Origin of the sequence: Antarctobacter aquimaris (genome assembly GCF_900184945.1) — a bacterium.
GTDB lineage: Bacteria > Pseudomonadota > Alphaproteobacteria > Rhodobacterales > Rhodobacteraceae > Maliponia > Maliponia aquimaris.
Genome location: NZ_FXYF01000009.1, coordinates 65226 through 79319, shown reverse-complemented (window position 1 = coordinate 79319; position 14094 = coordinate 65226). Strand labels below are relative to the sequence as shown.

General features: G+C 69.6%; 18 protein-coding genes and 1 pseudogene. 13 read left to right on the top strand and 6 right to left on the bottom strand.

Going from position 1 to position 14094, the window contains the following annotated elements:
* Positions 1-57 precede the first annotated feature (57 nt).
* From MAA8898_RS16200 to MAA8898_RS16190, 4 genes and pseudogenes are all read left to right on the top strand, one after another.
* Positions 58-1428, top strand: a complete 1371-nt coding sequence (locus MAA8898_RS16200) for a site-specific DNA-methyltransferase (RefSeq protein WP_094022070.1) — start codon at positions 58-60, stop codon at positions 1426-1428.
* 1 nt (position 1429) lies between these two features.
* A pseudogene (locus MAA8898_RS26795) lies at positions 1430-1936 on the top strand (DNA cytosine methyltransferase); the annotation flags it as partial.
* 115 nt (positions 1937-2051) lie between these two features.
* Positions 2052-2624, top strand: coding sequence for a hypothetical protein (locus tag MAA8898_RS26790; protein WP_245853442.1), 573 nt, complete (start codon positions 2052-2054; stop codon positions 2622-2624).
* On the top strand, positions 2621-2845 hold the full coding sequence (locus tag MAA8898_RS16190) for a DUF7220 family protein (RefSeq protein ID WP_094022068.1): 225 nt from the start codon (positions 2621-2623) through the stop codon (positions 2843-2845). Before MAA8898_RS26790 ends, MAA8898_RS16190 begins: the two co-directional genes overlap by 4 nt.
* Before the next feature lie 53 nt (positions 2846-2898).
* Here MAA8898_RS16190 and MAA8898_RS16185 read toward each other — a convergent pair whose 3' ends face one another.
* Entirely contained in the window at positions 2899-3471 is a 573-nt protein-coding gene (locus MAA8898_RS16185) for a DUF3489 domain-containing protein (RefSeq protein ID WP_094022067.1), read from the bottom strand.
* 90 nt (positions 3472-3561) lie between these two features.
* Positions 3562-3822, bottom strand: coding sequence for a hypothetical protein (locus MAA8898_RS16180; protein WP_094022066.1), 261 nt, complete (start codon positions 3820-3822; stop codon positions 3562-3564).
* A 111-nt stretch (positions 3823-3933) separates the two neighbouring features.
* Here MAA8898_RS16180 and MAA8898_RS16175 point away from each other — a divergent pair, with 111 nt between their 5' ends.
* From MAA8898_RS16175 to MAA8898_RS16135, 9 genes are all read left to right on the top strand, one after another.
* Positions 3934-4518 (top strand): hypothetical protein, encoded by a 585-nt coding sequence (locus MAA8898_RS16175; protein WP_094022065.1) that lies wholly within the window; start codon positions 3934-3936, stop codon positions 4516-4518.
* A complete protein-coding gene (locus tag MAA8898_RS16170) occupies positions 4466-6460 on the top strand; it encodes a phage terminase large subunit family protein (protein ID WP_094022064.1) in 1995 nt (664 codons plus the stop codon). Before MAA8898_RS16175 ends, MAA8898_RS16170 begins: the two co-directional genes overlap by 53 nt.
* Positions 6461-6463: 3 nt before the next feature.
* Positions 6464-6679 (top strand): phage head-tail joining protein, encoded by a 216-nt coding sequence (locus tag MAA8898_RS16165; protein ID WP_093359498.1) that lies wholly within the window; start codon positions 6464-6466, stop codon positions 6677-6679.
* Positions 6680-6683: 4 nt separating this feature from the next.
* Positions 6684-8204 carry a phage portal protein gene (locus tag MAA8898_RS16160; RefSeq protein WP_245853438.1) on the top strand — a complete coding sequence of 507 codons (1521 nt, stop codon included), beginning with the start codon at positions 6684-6686 and terminating at the stop codon, positions 8202-8204.
* 4 nt (positions 8205-8208) lie between these two features.
* Positions 8209-9216 (top strand): head maturation protease, ClpP-related, encoded by a 1008-nt coding sequence (locus MAA8898_RS16155; RefSeq protein ID WP_176445196.1) that lies wholly within the window; start codon positions 8209-8211, stop codon positions 9214-9216.
* Positions 9217-9220: 4 nt separating this feature from the next.
* Complete coding sequence (locus MAA8898_RS16150; RefSeq protein ID WP_094022062.1) at positions 9221-9586, top strand: head decoration protein; 366 nt, start codon at positions 9221-9223, stop codon at positions 9584-9586.
* An 82-nt stretch (positions 9587-9668) separates the two neighbouring features.
* Positions 9669-10682 (top strand): major capsid protein, encoded by a 1014-nt coding sequence (locus MAA8898_RS16145; RefSeq protein ID WP_094022061.1) that lies wholly within the window; start codon positions 9669-9671, stop codon positions 10680-10682.
* A complete protein-coding gene (locus tag MAA8898_RS16140) occupies positions 10682-10993 on the top strand; it encodes a head-tail joining protein (RefSeq protein WP_094022060.1) in 312 nt (103 codons plus the stop codon). The genes MAA8898_RS16145 and MAA8898_RS16140 overlap by 1 nt, the downstream gene beginning before the upstream one ends.
* A gap of 5 nt (positions 10994-10998) precedes the next feature.
* The gene (locus tag MAA8898_RS16135) at positions 10999-11628 is read left to right on the top strand and encodes a DUF6441 family protein (RefSeq protein ID WP_094022180.1); all 630 of its coding nucleotides are present in this window, start codon (positions 10999-11001) and stop codon (positions 11626-11628) included.
* Positions 11629-11678: 50 nt separating this feature from the next.
* Here the strand turns inward: MAA8898_RS16135 and merA are convergent, their stop codons facing one another.
* From merA to MAA8898_RS16115, 4 genes are read right to left on the bottom strand one after another with little or no spacing between them, the layout of a single operon-like run.
* A complete protein-coding gene (gene merA, locus MAA8898_RS16130; protein WP_094022059.1) occupies positions 11679-13103 on the bottom strand; it encodes a mercury(II) reductase in 1425 nt (474 codons plus the stop codon).
* 16 nt (positions 13104-13119) lie between these two features.
* Positions 13120-13341, bottom strand: coding sequence for a mercury resistance system transport protein MerF (gene merF / locus MAA8898_RS16125; protein ID WP_094022058.1), 222 nt, complete (start codon positions 13339-13341; stop codon positions 13120-13122).
* Positions 13342-13345: 4 nt separating this feature from the next.
* Positions 13346-13663 carry a heavy-metal-associated domain-containing protein gene (locus MAA8898_RS16120; protein ID WP_094022057.1) on the bottom strand — a complete coding sequence of 106 codons (318 nt, stop codon included), beginning with the start codon at positions 13661-13663 and terminating at the stop codon, positions 13346-13348.
* A 17-nt stretch (positions 13664-13680) separates the two neighbouring features.
* Positions 13681-14070 (bottom strand): mercuric transporter MerT family protein, encoded by a 390-nt coding sequence (locus MAA8898_RS16115; RefSeq protein WP_094022056.1) that lies wholly within the window; start codon positions 14068-14070, stop codon positions 13681-13683.
* Between the last annotated feature and the right edge of the window lie 24 nt (positions 14071-14094).

Here is a 14094-nt window from a genome sequence, read left to right as displayed (position 1 = left end):
CCCATCGCGCCGGAGTCCAGCCCGGCGGATGCCGACCTATCATCGACAGGAACCTGCATGAACCTCGCCTTCGCCCCCGAGCGGATCGAGATGTGGCCGCTTGCGCGCCTCCAACCCTACGCGAAGAACGCGAAGGTGCACGGGCCCGACCAGGTCGCAAAAATCGCCGCCAGCATGGCCGAGTTCGGCTGGACCGTGCCCTGCCTCGTCGGCGAGGACGGCGAGTTGATCGCGGGCCACGGCCGCGTGCTGGCCGCCACGCAGCTCGGGCTGACCGAAGCGCCGGTGATCGTTCTGGGCCACCTGACCGAAGCGCAGCGGCGGGCGTACCGGATCGCGGACAACAAGCTGACGGAACTCTCAAGCTGGGACGAAGCGCTGCTGTCGGCCGAGCTACAGGACCTGCTCGCTGACGACTACGACCTGTCGCTGGTCGGCTTCTCGGACGGCGAACTCGACAATCTGCTGGCCTACGTCGCGGAAGACGACGGTGAAGAAGGTGGCGCCGGGGGCTCCGTGCCGCCGGTGACCATCCCCGAGCCGCCCCGCAATCCGGCGTCGCAGACGGGGGATCTGTGGAACCTCGGCGATCATCGGCTGCTCTGCGGCGACAGCACAAGCGCGGTCGATGTGCGCCGCCTGATGAATAGCGAGCGGGCGATCCTGTTCGCGACCGACCCACCGTATCTCGTCGATTACGACGGCTCCAACCATCCGACCCGCAACAAGGACTGGTCGGCCTCCTACGGCACCACCTGGGACGACAGTTCGCAGGGGGCGGAGCTTTACGACGGGTTCATCGCCGCCGCCGTGGCTGAGGCGATCACCGAGGATGCGGCCTGGTACTGCTGGCACGCCTCCCGCCGACAGGCGATGCTGGAAGCCTGCTGGGAAAAGGCGGGCGCCTTCGTCCATCAGCAGATCATCTGGGTGAAAGACCGAGGGGTACTCACGCGGTCGCACTATCTATGGAAGCATGAGCCCTGCTTCATGGGCTGGCGCCGTCCGAACCGCCCGCCGAAGGTGGCCGAGGAAACGCTGCCTTCGACATGGGCGCTGCCCAGCTTCGCCAAGGACGACCGGCCCGACCACCCGACGCCGAAACCGCTCGATGCCTTCGGCATTCCGATGCGCCAGCACGTAGCGCGGGGCGGGCTCTGCTACGAGCCGTTCTGCGGCTCCGGATCGCAGATCATGGCGGGCGAAGCGAATGGCCGCCGCGTCTTCGCGATGGAGATCAGCGCAGCCTACGTCGATGTCGCCGTGGAGCGGTGGCAGGTCGACACCGGCAAGGACGCGATCCTAGACGGGGATGGCCGAACCTTCGCCGAGGTGAGAAACGAGCGGCTTGGTGACGACGCCCCGGCCGATACGCCGGACATGGACGCCGCCCCCGAACCCGCGCGAAAGCGCAAGACCGCCGCGTGACATGCATGACCTGGCTCTACCTTCCTCCGGAGACGCTTCCGGAGCCGGAGACGCATGCCTCTTCGGCCTCTCCATCTGCTCTGGCGCGGGCGGGCTCGACCTCGGGCTCGCCATCGCCCTCCCCGGATATCGTGCTGTGGGCCATGTCGAACGGGAAACCTTTGCCGCAGCCACTCTCGTGGCGCGGATGGAAGACGCGTCCCTGGATCAGGCTGTTGTCTGGGACGACGTTGCCACCTTCGACGGCCGCCCTTGGCGCGGCGCAGTGGACATCGTCACTGCGGGCTATCCGTGCCAGCCGTTCTCCGTCGCGGGCAAGCGGCGGGGCGCGGACGACCCGCGCCATCTCTGGCCGCATGTCGCCCGGATCATTGGAGAGGTCGAGCCGCCGTTCGTGTTCCTCGAGAATGTCGCCCATCATCTCCGCCTCGGCTTCCCCGAAGTCGCCGCAGGACTGGTCGGCATGGGCTACCGCCTTGCGGCAGGCCTCTTCACGGCGGCGGAAGTCGGCGCGCCCCACAAGCGCGAGCGGCTGTTCATCCTCGCCATCCGGGAGGGGGATGACTTGGCCGACCCCGCGCGCCTGCTCTGGCACCCGGTCAAGTGGCGGGAACCGGACGGAGATGCTGCGGCTCTGGCCGACGCCGAGGGCCAGCGCGAACGAGAACCGGCAGACGAAGCCGACGCCGTCGCAGGAAGCGGGCCAGCACGGGATGAATCTGGCGACGACGGCCGCGATGTGGCCGACGCCGCAGATCGACAGCTTTCGAAGCCGGGGCGGCGACCGGCGCGACGAGAAGGGCCTGGACCAGATGGCGCGGGATTGGCCGACCCCGATGGCAACGGACGGAAACAAGCCGAGCGCGGGCAATCGGAAGACAGCCGATCTGACCCATGCCAGTCAGATGTGGATGACGCCGACGGCATGCGATCACAAGGACGGGGCGACGAGCCTTGCGAACACGCCTGTGAACGGCCTGCTTGGCCGCCAGGTCCTGGTGACGCCGATGGCTGGGCGCGATACCTCCGATGCGCGCCGGACCTTGAACCCGCTGTTCGTCGAGGCGCTGATGGGCTGGCCCACCGGGTGGACCGGCTTCGCCTCTGTGGGAACGGCGTGGTCCCGCTGGTTGCGGCGCATGCGCTGCGAACTCTGGCGGCTGAACTGCTGGCCGATGAGTGAGGCGGCGACATGAAGCAGTCCCGCCTCATGTCGCTGGTCGAGTCCGTCGTCAACGTGATCGTCGGCTACGGCGTCGCGGTGGTCACGCAGATCTTGATCTTCCCGATCTTCGGACTGCACACGACGCTGGCGCAGAACCTGAAGATGGGCGCCATCTTCACCATCGTGTCGATCGCCCGTTCCTTCGCCTTGCGGCGGGTATTCGAGGCGATCCGGATGCGGAGCGCCAAATGATCGACCGCCGCCCCGGCGGGACGGCGGCCATCAACTTGTTGGGGTCTGGTGCGTCAGGCTGCGGGGAGTTTGTACACGCGCCCCCGGTTCTCGACCTTCTCCGAGGTCACTTCGAGCCCGAGCTTCTTCTTGAGCGCGCCGGACATCGCGCCGCGAACCGTATGCGACTGCCAGTTTGTGGCGGCCATGATCTCCTCGATGGTCGCGCCGTCCGGCGCGCGCAGCATGGCGATCAGGGTGGCCTGCTTCGTTCCCTCGCGCGGTGTGCGCGTCTTGGGCGCGGCCTTCGGTTCGGTGGGGGTGTCCGGCGCGGGCTCCTCGGTCGGCGCGTCCGTCGCGCCCGCAGGCGCGGTTTTCCCGTCCTCGGTCTCGATGCCGATGGCGGCGAGGCCCGCGTCGGTGGCGACCAGCGTGACGCCGTGGCCGTCGCCGGTCTCGCGCCAGACGGGCTCGCCATTGCGCATGTCGGCGTCGACCTCCTGCAGGAAGTTCTTCGCGAGCATCGCGCCGACCACCTTGGCAGCGGCGCCGCCGCGCAGGCTCTCGGGCAGCGGCAGGGCGATGCGGTCCTCGCGCTGTGCGGCGGCGCTGAGGATGATGGCTTGGGTGTCGGAAAGTTTGGTCATTGTCGTCTCCCGTATCGGGGCGCGCGGGATGCGGGCCCTTCTACGAGGTCGAGCCCGCCAGTCGGCGGGCGGGACCGGGGACGGGTCGTTTCACTCGGCGTGTTCGCCTTCGCTGAATGCCATGTCGGTGATCTCGCGCAGCTTGGCGCGGTAGTGGTCCAGGGTGCCGACATGGCCCCAGTTGATCTCGTCGGGGCTGCTCTCGAAATGGTCCGCGCTGAGGGCGGCGAGCCGCTCCAGCATCGCGTCGATCTCGGTCTTCGCGGCGATGAAGGCGTCGAGGGCTTTGTTCGACCGCTCCCTCGAACCGGTGGCGGGAGCGGTCTCACTGTCAGTCGCGCGGGTGGTCATCGTGGTGGCTCCGTGGTGAGTTGCATCGTCCTTCTTGAGACACGTTCCCTCTGTCCGCGCCGCCTATCAACTCGATAAGCGCATGATTTCGAATGATAATCGGAGCCGTCGATGCAGGGCATGAGCGAGCGCCAGTACGCCGCCCATGTCGGGCTGTCGCGGGGCGCGATCCAGAAAGCGAAGACGGCCGAGCGGCTGGTTCTCTATCCGGACGGCAGCATCAACACGGCGGCCAGCGACGCCCGGCGCGCCGAGACGACGGACCCGTCCAAGACGAGAAAGCCGCCCGCGCCGAAGCTGAAGCCCGTCCCCGAGGCGGCGGTGGCCGCTGTCGGCGACACGCTGCGCGAACAGGGTCTCGCGGTCCCGACCGTCGGCGGCGGCACGACCTTCCTGCAGGCGAAGACCGCGAACGAGGTGCTGAAGGCGCAGGAGCGGCGCATCCGGCTCCAGAAGCTGAAGGGGGAACTGGTCGACCGCGCCCGGGCGGAGACGCTGATGTTCCGGCTCGCGCGCGACGAACGCGACGCCTGGGTGACGTGGCCCGCGCGGGTTGCTGCGCTGATGGCCTCGGAGCTTACCGCGGCGCTGGGGGACGGGTGCGAGGTGGAGGCGGCGCTGATGCAGAAGGTTCTGGAGGCCCATGTCCGCGCCCAGCTCGACAGCCTCGCGGAGATCCGACCCGGGCTTGGATAACGATGTCATCGGGTTCGACGGCGCCGCCGCGCTGATCCGCGCCTGGTCGCGGGGCCTGCGTCCCGACCCGGATCTGACCGTCTCCAGCTGGGCGGACCTTCACCGGAAACTCGCCTCGCGGGCCTCGGCCGAGCCGGGGCAGTACCGGACCGCGCGCACGCCCTACATGCGCGAGATCATGGACCGGCTCTCGCCCGGCGATCCGACCCAGCGCATCGTGTTCATGAAGGCCGCGCAGGTTGGCGCGACCGAGGCCGGCAACAACTGGATCGGCTTCGTGATCCACCAGGCGCCGGGGCCGATGCTCGCGGTCCAGCCGACCGTGGAACTGGCCAAGCGCAACTCGCGCCAGCGGATCGATCCGCTGATCGACGAGAGCCCGGACCTGCGGGAGCGGGTGAAGCCCGCCCGCTCGCGGGATGCGGGCAACACGATGCTATCGAAGGAGTTTGCCGGCGGCATCCTGATCATGACCGGCGCCAACTCGGCGGTCGGGCTGCGGTCCACCCCGGCGCGCTACATCTTCCTCGACGAGGTCGACGCCTATCCGGCCTCGGCCGACGAGGAAGGCGACCCGGTAACGCTGGCGGAAGCGCGGTCGCTGACCTTCGCCCATCGGCGCAAGGTGTTCCTGGTCTCGACGCCCACCATCCGGGGGCTGAGCCGGATCGAGCGCGAGTACGAGGCCAGCGACCAGCGCCGGTTCTTCGTGCCGTGCCCGCACTGTGGCCATGCGCAATGGCTCAAGTTCGAACGGCTGCGCTGGCAGAAGGGTCGTCCGGAGACGGCGGAATATCACTGCGAGGGCTGCGAGCGGCCCATCGCGGAGCACAACAAGACGCGGATGCTCGAGCGCGGCGAGTGGCGGGCGACCGCCACCGCCGCCGATCCGACCACGGTCGGCTACCATCTGTCGGCGCTCTACTCGCCGGTCGGGTGGCTCAGCTGGCAGCGGATCGCGCGGGCACATGAGGCGGCACGGGGCAGCGACGAGGCGATGCGGGCTTTCCGGAACACCATCCTCGGCGAGACCTGGATGGAGACCGGCGAGGCCCCCGACTGGCAGCGGCTGGCGGACCGGCGCGAGGCGTGGGCTCCAGGCACGGTACCAGAACGGGGGCTGTTCCTGACCGCGGGCGTTGACGTGCAGAAGGACCGCATCGAGGTCGATGTCTGGGCCTGGGGCCGCGGGTTGGAAAGCTGGCTCGTGGACCACCTCGTGCTCGACGGCGGTCCCGGCGATCCGGCCTGCTGGCAGCAGCTGACGGGCCTGCTCGGCCAGACATGGGCACACGCCTCCGGTCAGCCGATGACGCTGGCACGGTTGGCGATCGACACCGGCTACGAGACCAGCGCCGTCTACGCCTGGTCGCGCCAGGTGGGCTTCGCGCAGGTGGCGCCGGTGAAGGGCGTGGAGGGGTTCACCCGGACAAGCCCGGTGACCGGGCCGACCTATGTCGATGCGACAGTCGCCGGCAAACGGCTGCGGCGCGGTGCCCGGCTCTGGACGGTGGCGACCTCGACCTTCAAGGCCGAGACCTATCGCTTCCTGCGGCAGGACCGGCCGACGAGGGAGGACCAGGCGGCGGGCGCGCTGTGTCCGCCCGGCACGATCCACCTGCCGGACTGGGCGGACGGCGAATGGCTGAAGCAGCTGACCGCCGAGCAACTGGTGACGGTGAAGGGCAAGCGTGGCTTCACGCGGCTCGAATGGCAGAAGCTCCGTGAGCGCAACGAGGCGCTGGACACCCGGGTCTATGCCCGCGCGGCCGCGTGGATCCTTGGGGCGGATCGCTGGCCCGAGGCGCGGTGGGCCGATCTGGAGGCACAACTCGGTGTGGCGAAGCAGGACGGGCCCGAGGCCGGCGCGGCAGCGGCGCCGTCCGTCCCAACCCGAACGACGCCGCGCCGACGCACGGTGCGCTCGAGCTACATGAGGTGATCCATGGCCACGGCCGCAGAGCTCCGCGCCCGCCGCGACGCGCTGACCGCGCAGCGGTCCTCGGGGGTGGCGCGGGTCAGCTATGACGGCAAGACCGTGGATTATCGCAGCGTCGCCGAGATCGACCGCGCCATCGAGGCGCTGGATCGCGAGATCGCCGCAGCCGAGGGGCGTCGGATCGTCCGGCATGTCCGCGTGACGACGGCGAAGGGGCTCTGACCCCATGGGCCTCTTCGACCGTTTCCGCCGCCGGTCCACCGGCGGCCCGGCGGCCGTACGCGCCCGTCTCGAAGGCGCCATGGCGAAGCGGCGGCTGCGCGGGTGGAACCCGCCGCTCGAGAACATCAACGCGCTGGTCGCCTCGGGCGGCCCGCGGCTTCTGGCGCGGTCCCGCGAACTGGTCGTGACCAATGGGTACGCCGCCAACGCCTGCGAAGCCTTCGCGGCGAACCTGGTCGGGGACGGGATCAAGCCCTCGTCGCTGATCGGGGACGCCGCCCTGCGCGATCGGGTTCAGCGGCTCTGGCTCGCCTGGACCGACGAGGCCGATGCGGACGGGCTGACCGACTTCTACGGCCTGCAGGCCATGGTCGCCCGGGAGATGTTCGTCGCGGGTGAGTGCTTCGTCCGGCTGCGCCCGCGCCGGGCCGAGGACGGGCTGCTGGTCCCGCTCCAGCTGCAACTTCTGCAGTCGGAAATGCTGCCCTTCGAGAAGACGGAGACCGCAGCCAATGGCAACCGCATCCGCTGCGGGATCGAGTTCGACGCGATCGGGCGGCGCGTGGCCTATCACTTCCGACGCCGCCATCCAGGCGACAGTACCGATCAGGGCGCGGCGATCCCGGAAACGGTGCGCGTGCCGGCGGTGGACGTGCTGCACATCTATCGGCCCATCGATGCGGGCCAGATCCGGGGCCTGCCGCATATCGCCCCGGCGATGGTGCGGCTGTTTCTGCTCGACCAGTACGACGACGCCGAGCTCGACCGGAAGAAGACCGCGGCGATGTTTGCGGGCTTCATCACCAAGACCGCTCCGGAAGAGCCCATGATGGGAGAGGCCGAGGCGGATCTCGACGGCGCGGCCATCGCGAGCCTCGAGCCCGGCACGATGCAGGTGCTGCTGCCGGGCGAGGACGTGAAGTTCTCGTCGCCGGCCGATGTCGGCAGCAGCTACGAGGCGTTCCAGTATCGGACGCTGCTCTCGGTCGCGGCCTCGCTGGGGCTGCCCTATCACCTCGTCACCGGCGATGTCCGGCAGGCGAACTACTCGAGCCTCAGGGCCGAACTCGTCGAGTTCCGCCGCCGCATCGGCCAGCTGCAGCATGGCGTCATCGTGCACCAGCTCTGTCGCGCGGTGTGGCAGCGCTGGCTGGAGACGGCGGTGCTCGCTGGCGCGCTCGATACCGATCTCGCGACGGTGCGACCGGTGCAATGGATCCCGCCGCGCTGGGACTGGGTCGATCCGCTGAAGGACATCCAGGCGCAGGTGCTGGCAATGGAGGCGGGCATCACCTCGCGGCGCAAGGTGGTCGAGGCGACCGGTTACGACGTCGAGGAAGTGGACCGCGAGAACGCCGCCGACGCCGCGCGCGCGACAGGTCTCGGCCTGCGCTACCGCACGAGTCCCGGCGAGACGCAGGGCGCCCGCGCGACGCCTGCAACGCGGGCCGAGCCCAACAATGGCGCCGGCAACGATACGGACGACGGCGCCGCGGCGACCGATCCGGCCACCGAACAGGAGTGACGACATGGCAAGCTGGTATGCGATCCGCGCCCGGGGGACCGGTGCGGAAGTGGCGATCTATGACGAGATCGGCGCCTACGGGGTCTCGGCGAAGGGTTTTCTGGCCGAACTGGGCGCGCTGCCCGAGGGCACGCCGGTCGATCTGCGGCTCAACAGCCCCGGCGGCTCGGTCTTCGATGCCGTGGCGATCCACAACGCGCTGAAGCGGCACGAGGGCACGGTCACGGTCTGGATCGACGGCATCGCCGCCTCGGCCGCCTCCTACATCGCGATGGCCGGCGACGAGATCGTCATGCCCGCGAACGCCTTCCTGATGATCCACGACCCGGCCGGTCTCGTGATGGGGACGGCCGAGGACATGCGCGCCATGGCCGAGGCGCTCGACAAGGTGAAGGGCAGCCTCGTCTCGGGCTACGCCGCGAAATCCGGCCGGACGCCGGAGGAGGTCTCCGCTCTGATGGCGTCCGAGACCTGGTTCGACGCGGGCGACGCCGTGGCGCAGGGCTTCGCCGACCGGCTGGTTGAGCCTGTCCGCATCGCAGCAGCCTTCGACATTGGCCGCTTCCGCAACGCGCCGCCAGTGCTGGTCGAGGCCATCGAAGCGGAGCCCGGGTCCGACGACGAGACCGACAGCGCCGGCACGGAGGCCACCGACGAAACGGATCAGGTCGAGGACACCGAAGACGAGCCGGCCGCTGTCTCCGACATCGCTCAGCCGCCGGCCGAGACGCCGCTGGCCAGCGGCGCGCCGCCCGATCCTGCCGCGATCCGCGCGGAGGCCATCGGGCACGCCCAGGCCGTCGTCGATCTCTGCCATCTCGCGGGCCAGCCGCAGATGGCGGGCCGCTTCCTCGAAGAGGACGCGAGCCTCGACGAGGTGCGCACCGCGCTCCTCGCTTTGAGGTCCGAGGCCGAGCCCGAGATCGCACCCCATCACTCGCAGCCCGGCCGGTCCTCTGCCGCGCGCCCCTGGGGCGAGATCGTCGCCCGCACCTTCAAGCTGAAAGGATGACACCATGACCACGCTGGTCGAAGGTACCCACCCGGGCGGCTTCCTCGTCTGGGAAGCCTTCCGCGACTACACCCGCGAGACGATCACCGTCGCCGCGGGCACGCTCGAACCCGGAACGGTGCTGGGCAAGATCACCGCCAGTGGCAAATACACCGCGCACGATCCGGCCGCCGTCGACGGGACCGAGACCGCCGTCGCGGTGCTCTGGGGCAAGGCGGATGCGTCCGGCGGCGATGTCCCGGCCGTCGCGGTCGTCCGCGGCCCCGCCATCGTCAACCGCCACGACATCGTCTTCGCCGGCACACCCAGCGAGGGCGAGATCGCGGCCGCCCATACGGCGCTCCTCGCCGCGGGCATCCTCGTCCGCTGACCCAATCCCCTTATTCACGCGCGCCCGGACGCAAAACCGGCATCCACTTTTGCTGGGCGCGCTCCAGACAGGAGGCATCCTCATGGCCACCATGGACATCTTCGAAGGCGATGCCTTCACCATCGTCGAGCTCACCCGCGCGCTCGAGAACATCCCCTACAAGCCCGCGCTGCTCTCGGGCTCGGCCCTCTTCAGCCCACGCGGCGTGCGTTCCCGCACCGTCGTGATCGAGAGCCGCGACGGCACGCTCTCGCTGATCCCGTTCTCCGAGCGCGGCTCGGCCTACGAGCAGCAGGTTCCCGACCGGCGCGAGATGCGCGCCTTCGTCTGCCGGCAGTTCAAGAAGCAGGACGTCCTCTGGGCCTCCGAGATCCAGTCCGTCCGCGACTTCGGCTCGGAGAGCGCGACCCAGCAGGTGCAGACCGAAGTGGCCTATCGGCTCCGGAAGCTCCGCCAGGACGCCGAGACCACCTTCGAGTACCACCTCCTGAATGGCATCCAGGGGCTGGTTAAGGACCCGAAGGACCACGCGACGGTGGTGAACTACTTCACCGAGTTCGGCATCACGCCCGCCGCCGAGATCGACTTCGACCTCGACAATGCGAGCCCGGCCTCGGGCGCGCTCCGCAAGCGCTGCCAGGCGCTGATCGAGAGCGTCGAGGACTCGATGGGCGGGCTCTCGGCCGGCGCCGTGCAGGTGCGCGCGGAATGCGGCTCGGCCTTCTTCGCCGATCTCGTGGCGCACAAGGAGGTGCGGGAGACCTACCTCAACACCGCCGCCGCGGCCGACCTGCGGGGCCGGGTGGCCGACGAGGTCAGCTTCGGCGGCATCACCTTCCGTCGTTACCGGGGCGGTGTCGGCTTCACCGTGCCGACCGACAAGGCGTTCTTCTATCCCGAAGGGATCGAGGGGCTCTTCGAGATCTACTATGCGCCGGCCGATACCTTCGAGACGGTCAACACGCTGGGTCAGCCGCTCTATGCCCGCACCATCCCCGACCGGGATCGCGACGAGTGGGTGCGGCTCGAGATCGAGAGCAACCCGCTCCCGATCTGCACCCGCCCGCAGGTGCTGCGCAGCGCCCGGCGGACCTGATGACTGCCTTCGCTGCCGCACTCGATGCGCTCTTCGTCGACGCGCATCTCGCGCGCGACGTGGTCTACACCGCGGAGGGCGGTGCGCCATCGCTGGTTCGCGCGATCCTTCGCCAGCCCGACGACGTCACGAACTTCGGCGACGCACGCATCTGGTCGGAGACCACCCGGCTGGACCTGCGCCTTGCCGAGGTGGCGAGCCCGCGCCCCGGCGACCGCATCGAGATCGACGGCGAGGCCTTCCTCATCCAGGGCGAGCCCGTTCGCGACCGCGAGCGGCTCGTCTGGACCGTGGACCTGCGCCCGGCCTGACCATGATGAAGCTGAAGCTCGACAGCACGCCCGATCTCGTCGCCGCGATGGCTGCGGAAGTGAAGGCCGGAGAGAAGGCCGTGACCGCCGCCATGCGCGAGGCAGGCAACGGGCTCAAGACCGCCTGGCGCGGCCAGATCACCGGCGCGGGGCTCGGCCGACGGCTCGCCAACTCGATCCGGAGCCAGACCTATCCGAAGGCCGGCGAGAGCCTCGACGCCGCAGCGCTGGTCTGGTCCAAGGCCCCGGTCATCGTCGGCGCCCACGACACCGGACCGCTGATCCGCTCTAAGGACGGGTTCTGGCTCGCGATCCCGACCGAAGCTGCCGGCCGCGGTCTGCGCGGCGGCAAGATCAGCCCCGGCGAATGGGAGCGGCGCCGCGGCCTGCGCTTGCGGTTTGTCTACCGTCGGCGCGGCCCGAGCCTGCTCGTCGCCGAGGGACGGTTGAACAGTCGGGGGCTCGGGGTTGCGTCCCGCTCCAGGACCGGCCGAGGCCTCGTCACTGCTCCGATCTTTCTGCTGGTACCTCAGGTCAAGCTGCCGAAGCGGCTGAACCTGGACCGACACGCCCAGCGGGCGCTCGACAGCGTGCCGGGGCTGATCGTGGCGAACTGGGTGGATGGGCGGATTTGAACAGTTCGGATCACCAAACGCCGCACCCGGTCCGAGTCCGCGGGATCGGCCTAACCGGCGCAGCAGGACAACTTTGCGACATCCATGTCGAAGGTCTGCGCGGCCAGCTTCAGCCCCTCGACCGTGGTGAGATAGGGGAAGATCGTCTCGCCGAGCGCCCGGGTCGTCATGCCGGCCTTCAGCGCCATCACCAGCGTCTGGATGCTGTCGGCCCCCTCCGGCGCCAGGATCACGCCGCCGAGCAGGCGGTCGGTCCCGGCATCCGCCACGAGCTTGATCAGACCCCGCGTGTCGCGGGCGGCAAGCGCGCGGGGCACGTTCTCGAGCGCGAGCACGCTGGTCTTGACCTCGTGGCCCGCCGCGCGGGCCTGCGCCTCGGTCAGGCCCACCCCCGCCACCTGCGAGTCGGTGAACACCACCCAGGGCATCGCGGCGTTGTCGTAGCGCTCGGCCCCGCCCAGCACAGCGTTGCGCGCCGCCAGCTTGGCGCCATAGGCGGCCATGTAGACGAACTGGTCACGGTCGGTCACATCGCCCGCGGCATAGATGCCGGGGCGCGTCGTGGCCATGTCGGTGCCAACCCGGATCGCGCCGCGCGCGTCGGTCTCTATGCCCATTCCGGCCAGATCCAGCCCCTCGGTGTTGGGCACCCGTCCCGTCGTCAGGACGAGATGGTCCGCCCGCAGGTCGCGTTCGGCGCCGTCCTTGGTTACGGTCAGCACCGCACCGCCCCCGTCGCGCCGCGCGACACCATAGGTCACGCCGTCGAGAATCGTGACACCCTCTTCGCGCAGGATCCCGGCCAGCGCCTCGGACACCTCCGGCTCGGTCTGCGGCAAGAGGCGCGAACGGCAGAGGATGGTGACGCGCACCCCCATCCGCGCCATCATCTGCGCAAGCTCCACGCCGATATAGCCGCCGCCGAGGAAGATCAGGCTTTCGGGGAGGCGCTCCAGGTCGAGCAACTGAGTGCTGTCGAGCGTCGGTACCGCGTCGATCCCGGCAATGGCCGGCACGGCGGGCCGCCCGCCGGTGGCGACAATGACCCTCGGCGCCACGATCCTGCGCCCGCCGACCTCGACCCCGCCGGGGACGAGCCGCGCCGGACCCTCGTCGATATAGGTCACGCCATCATAGCCCGGCAGCAGGTCGGCGTATTTCTTCTGCCTGAGCGTCGCGACAAGATCGTCCTTGGCCGCGACGAGGGCCGACCAGTCGGCAACCTGCGCCTCCCCCCTCAGCCCCGGGAACCGGGATGCCGCGCGGGCGCCGTGCAGGGCCTCGGCGGCGCGGATCATCGTCTTCGAGGGCACGCAGCCCACGTTGACGCAGGTTCCGCCGATGGTGCCATGCCCGATCAGCGCGACGCGCTTGCCGCGCTCGGCGGCGGTGATCGCGGCCGAGAACCCCGCCGATCCGGCGCCGATCACGGCAAGGTCGAAGTCGCCCTTGGGCGCGCAGCAATCGTCTTTCATCCGGTCGTCCTTCCTTTCAGGTGTTCGCTCGCCGCTGTCGCCGCCACACGGCATAGACGGTCAGCGCGGCAAAGAAGCCGAGCGCGGGCAGCAGCACGTAGTCGAGCCAGCCGAGCGCAGCCGACAGGCCGACAGCGCCGAGAAGGACCGCCAGCACCGGAGTGAAGCAGCAGAGCGCCGCGATCACGGTGCCGATGATGCCTGCCTTGAGCAACCTGCCATCGTTCCTGCCGGTCATCGGTTCAGCCCGCGACGCGCGCGGGGTAGCCCGCGCTGGCCGACGCGGCGGCGATGGCCTCGGCGCCGGTCGTGGCCGGGTCGAAGACCACCGTGGCGGTGCGGGCCTCGAAGTCGATCTCGACGCTGCGCACGCCCCCGACGCCTTCCATCGCGCGCTTCACGGTGACCGGGCAGAGCGCGCAGGTCATGTTGTCGATCGTGAAGGTGACGGTCTGTTCGGCGGCGACGGTCTGCGCGGCGGCGGGAATGGTCGTGATCGGCGCAACGGGGGCCAGACCGAACAGGGCACTGAACATTGCGGTGGTTATGATCTTTTTCATGGGCATGTCCTTCCGGGTCAGTAGAGAAGCGGGGCCCACCAGCCGATGGTGAGCGCTCCAAGAACGAGGATGAGGGAGGCCCAGAGCGCCGCCTTGGTGATCCGCGCCGAGGCGGGGCTAGCGCAACAGGAGCCGGGCTCGCAGACCACCGGCCTGCGGAAATAGACCTGCCGGAAGCCCGCCGCGATGAACCCGAGCGCGATGACGGCGAAGACCGGCTTGTAGGGTTCCAGCGCGGTCAGGTTGCCGATCCAGGCGCCGGAGATGCCCAGCGTCAGCAACACCAGGGGTCCGATGCAACAGGCCGAGGCAAGGATGGCGCCCAGCACCCCGCCCGCCGCCAGCCAGCCTTTGCGGGCCGGGAGATCCGTTGGTGAGGTGTCCGTTCTTTGGTCGGCAATGCTCATGTCGCGCCCCTCTCGTCTGTGGCT

Bases quoted from the DNA above. Each gene is read 5' to 3' on its own strand.
- MAA8898_RS16185 (WP_094022067.1), bottom strand. From the start codon at position 3,471: ATGACCAAACTTTCCGACACCCAAGCCATCATCCTCAGCGCCGCCGCA.
- MAA8898_RS16155 (WP_176445196.1), top strand. From the start codon at position 8,209: ATGGCAAGCTGGTATGCGATCCGCGCCCGGGGGACCGGTGCGGAAGTG.
- merF (WP_094022058.1), bottom strand. From the start codon at position 13,341: ATGACCGGCAGGAACGATGGCAGGTTGCTCAAGGCAGGCATCATCGGC.
- merA (WP_094022059.1), bottom strand. From the start codon at position 13,103: ATGAAAGACGATTGCTGCGCGCCCAAGGGCGACTTCGACCTTGCCGTG.
- MAA8898_RS26790 (WP_245853442.1), top strand. From the start codon at position 2,052: ATGCTGCGGCTCTGGCCGACGCCGAGGGCCAGCGCGAACGAGAACCGG.
- MAA8898_RS16150 (WP_094022062.1), top strand. From the start codon at position 9,221: ATGACCACGCTGGTCGAAGGTACCCACCCGGGCGGCTTCCTCGTCTGG.
- MAA8898_RS16160 (WP_245853438.1), top strand. From the start codon at position 6,684: ATGGGCCTCTTCGACCGTTTCCGCCGCCGGTCCACCGGCGGCCCGGCG.
- MAA8898_RS16120 (WP_094022057.1), bottom strand. From the start codon at position 13,663: ATGAAAAAGATCATAACCACCGCAATGTTCAGTGCCCTGTTCGGTCTG.
- MAA8898_RS16165 (WP_093359498.1), top strand. From the start codon at position 6,464: ATGGCCACGGCCGCAGAGCTCCGCGCCCGCCGCGACGCGCTGACCGCG.
- MAA8898_RS16180 (WP_094022066.1), bottom strand. From the start codon at position 3,822: ATGACCACCCGCGCGACTGACAGTGAGACCGCTCCCGCCACCGGTTCG.
- MAA8898_RS16145 (WP_094022061.1), top strand. From the start codon at position 9,669: ATGGCCACCATGGACATCTTCGAAGGCGATGCCTTCACCATCGTCGAG.
- MAA8898_RS16140 (WP_094022060.1), top strand. From the start codon at position 10,682: ATGACTGCCTTCGCTGCCGCACTCGATGCGCTCTTCGTCGACGCGCAT.
- MAA8898_RS16115 (WP_094022056.1), bottom strand. From the start codon at position 14,070: ATGAGCATTGCCGACCAAAGAACGGACACCTCACCAACGGATCTCCCG.
- MAA8898_RS16170 (WP_094022064.1), top strand. From the start codon at position 4,466: ATGTCCGCGCCCAGCTCGACAGCCTCGCGGAGATCCGACCCGGGCTTG.
- MAA8898_RS16200 (WP_094022070.1), top strand. From the start codon at position 58: ATGAACCTCGCCTTCGCCCCCGAGCGGATCGAGATGTGGCCGCTTGCG.
- MAA8898_RS16135 (WP_094022180.1), top strand. From the start codon at position 10,999: ATGAAGCTGAAGCTCGACAGCACGCCCGATCTCGTCGCCGCGATGGCT.
- MAA8898_RS16190 (WP_094022068.1), top strand. From the start codon at position 2,621: ATGAAGCAGTCCCGCCTCATGTCGCTGGTCGAGTCCGTCGTCAACGTG.
- MAA8898_RS16175 (WP_094022065.1), top strand. From the start codon at position 3,934: ATGCAGGGCATGAGCGAGCGCCAGTACGCCGCCCATGTCGGGCTGTCG.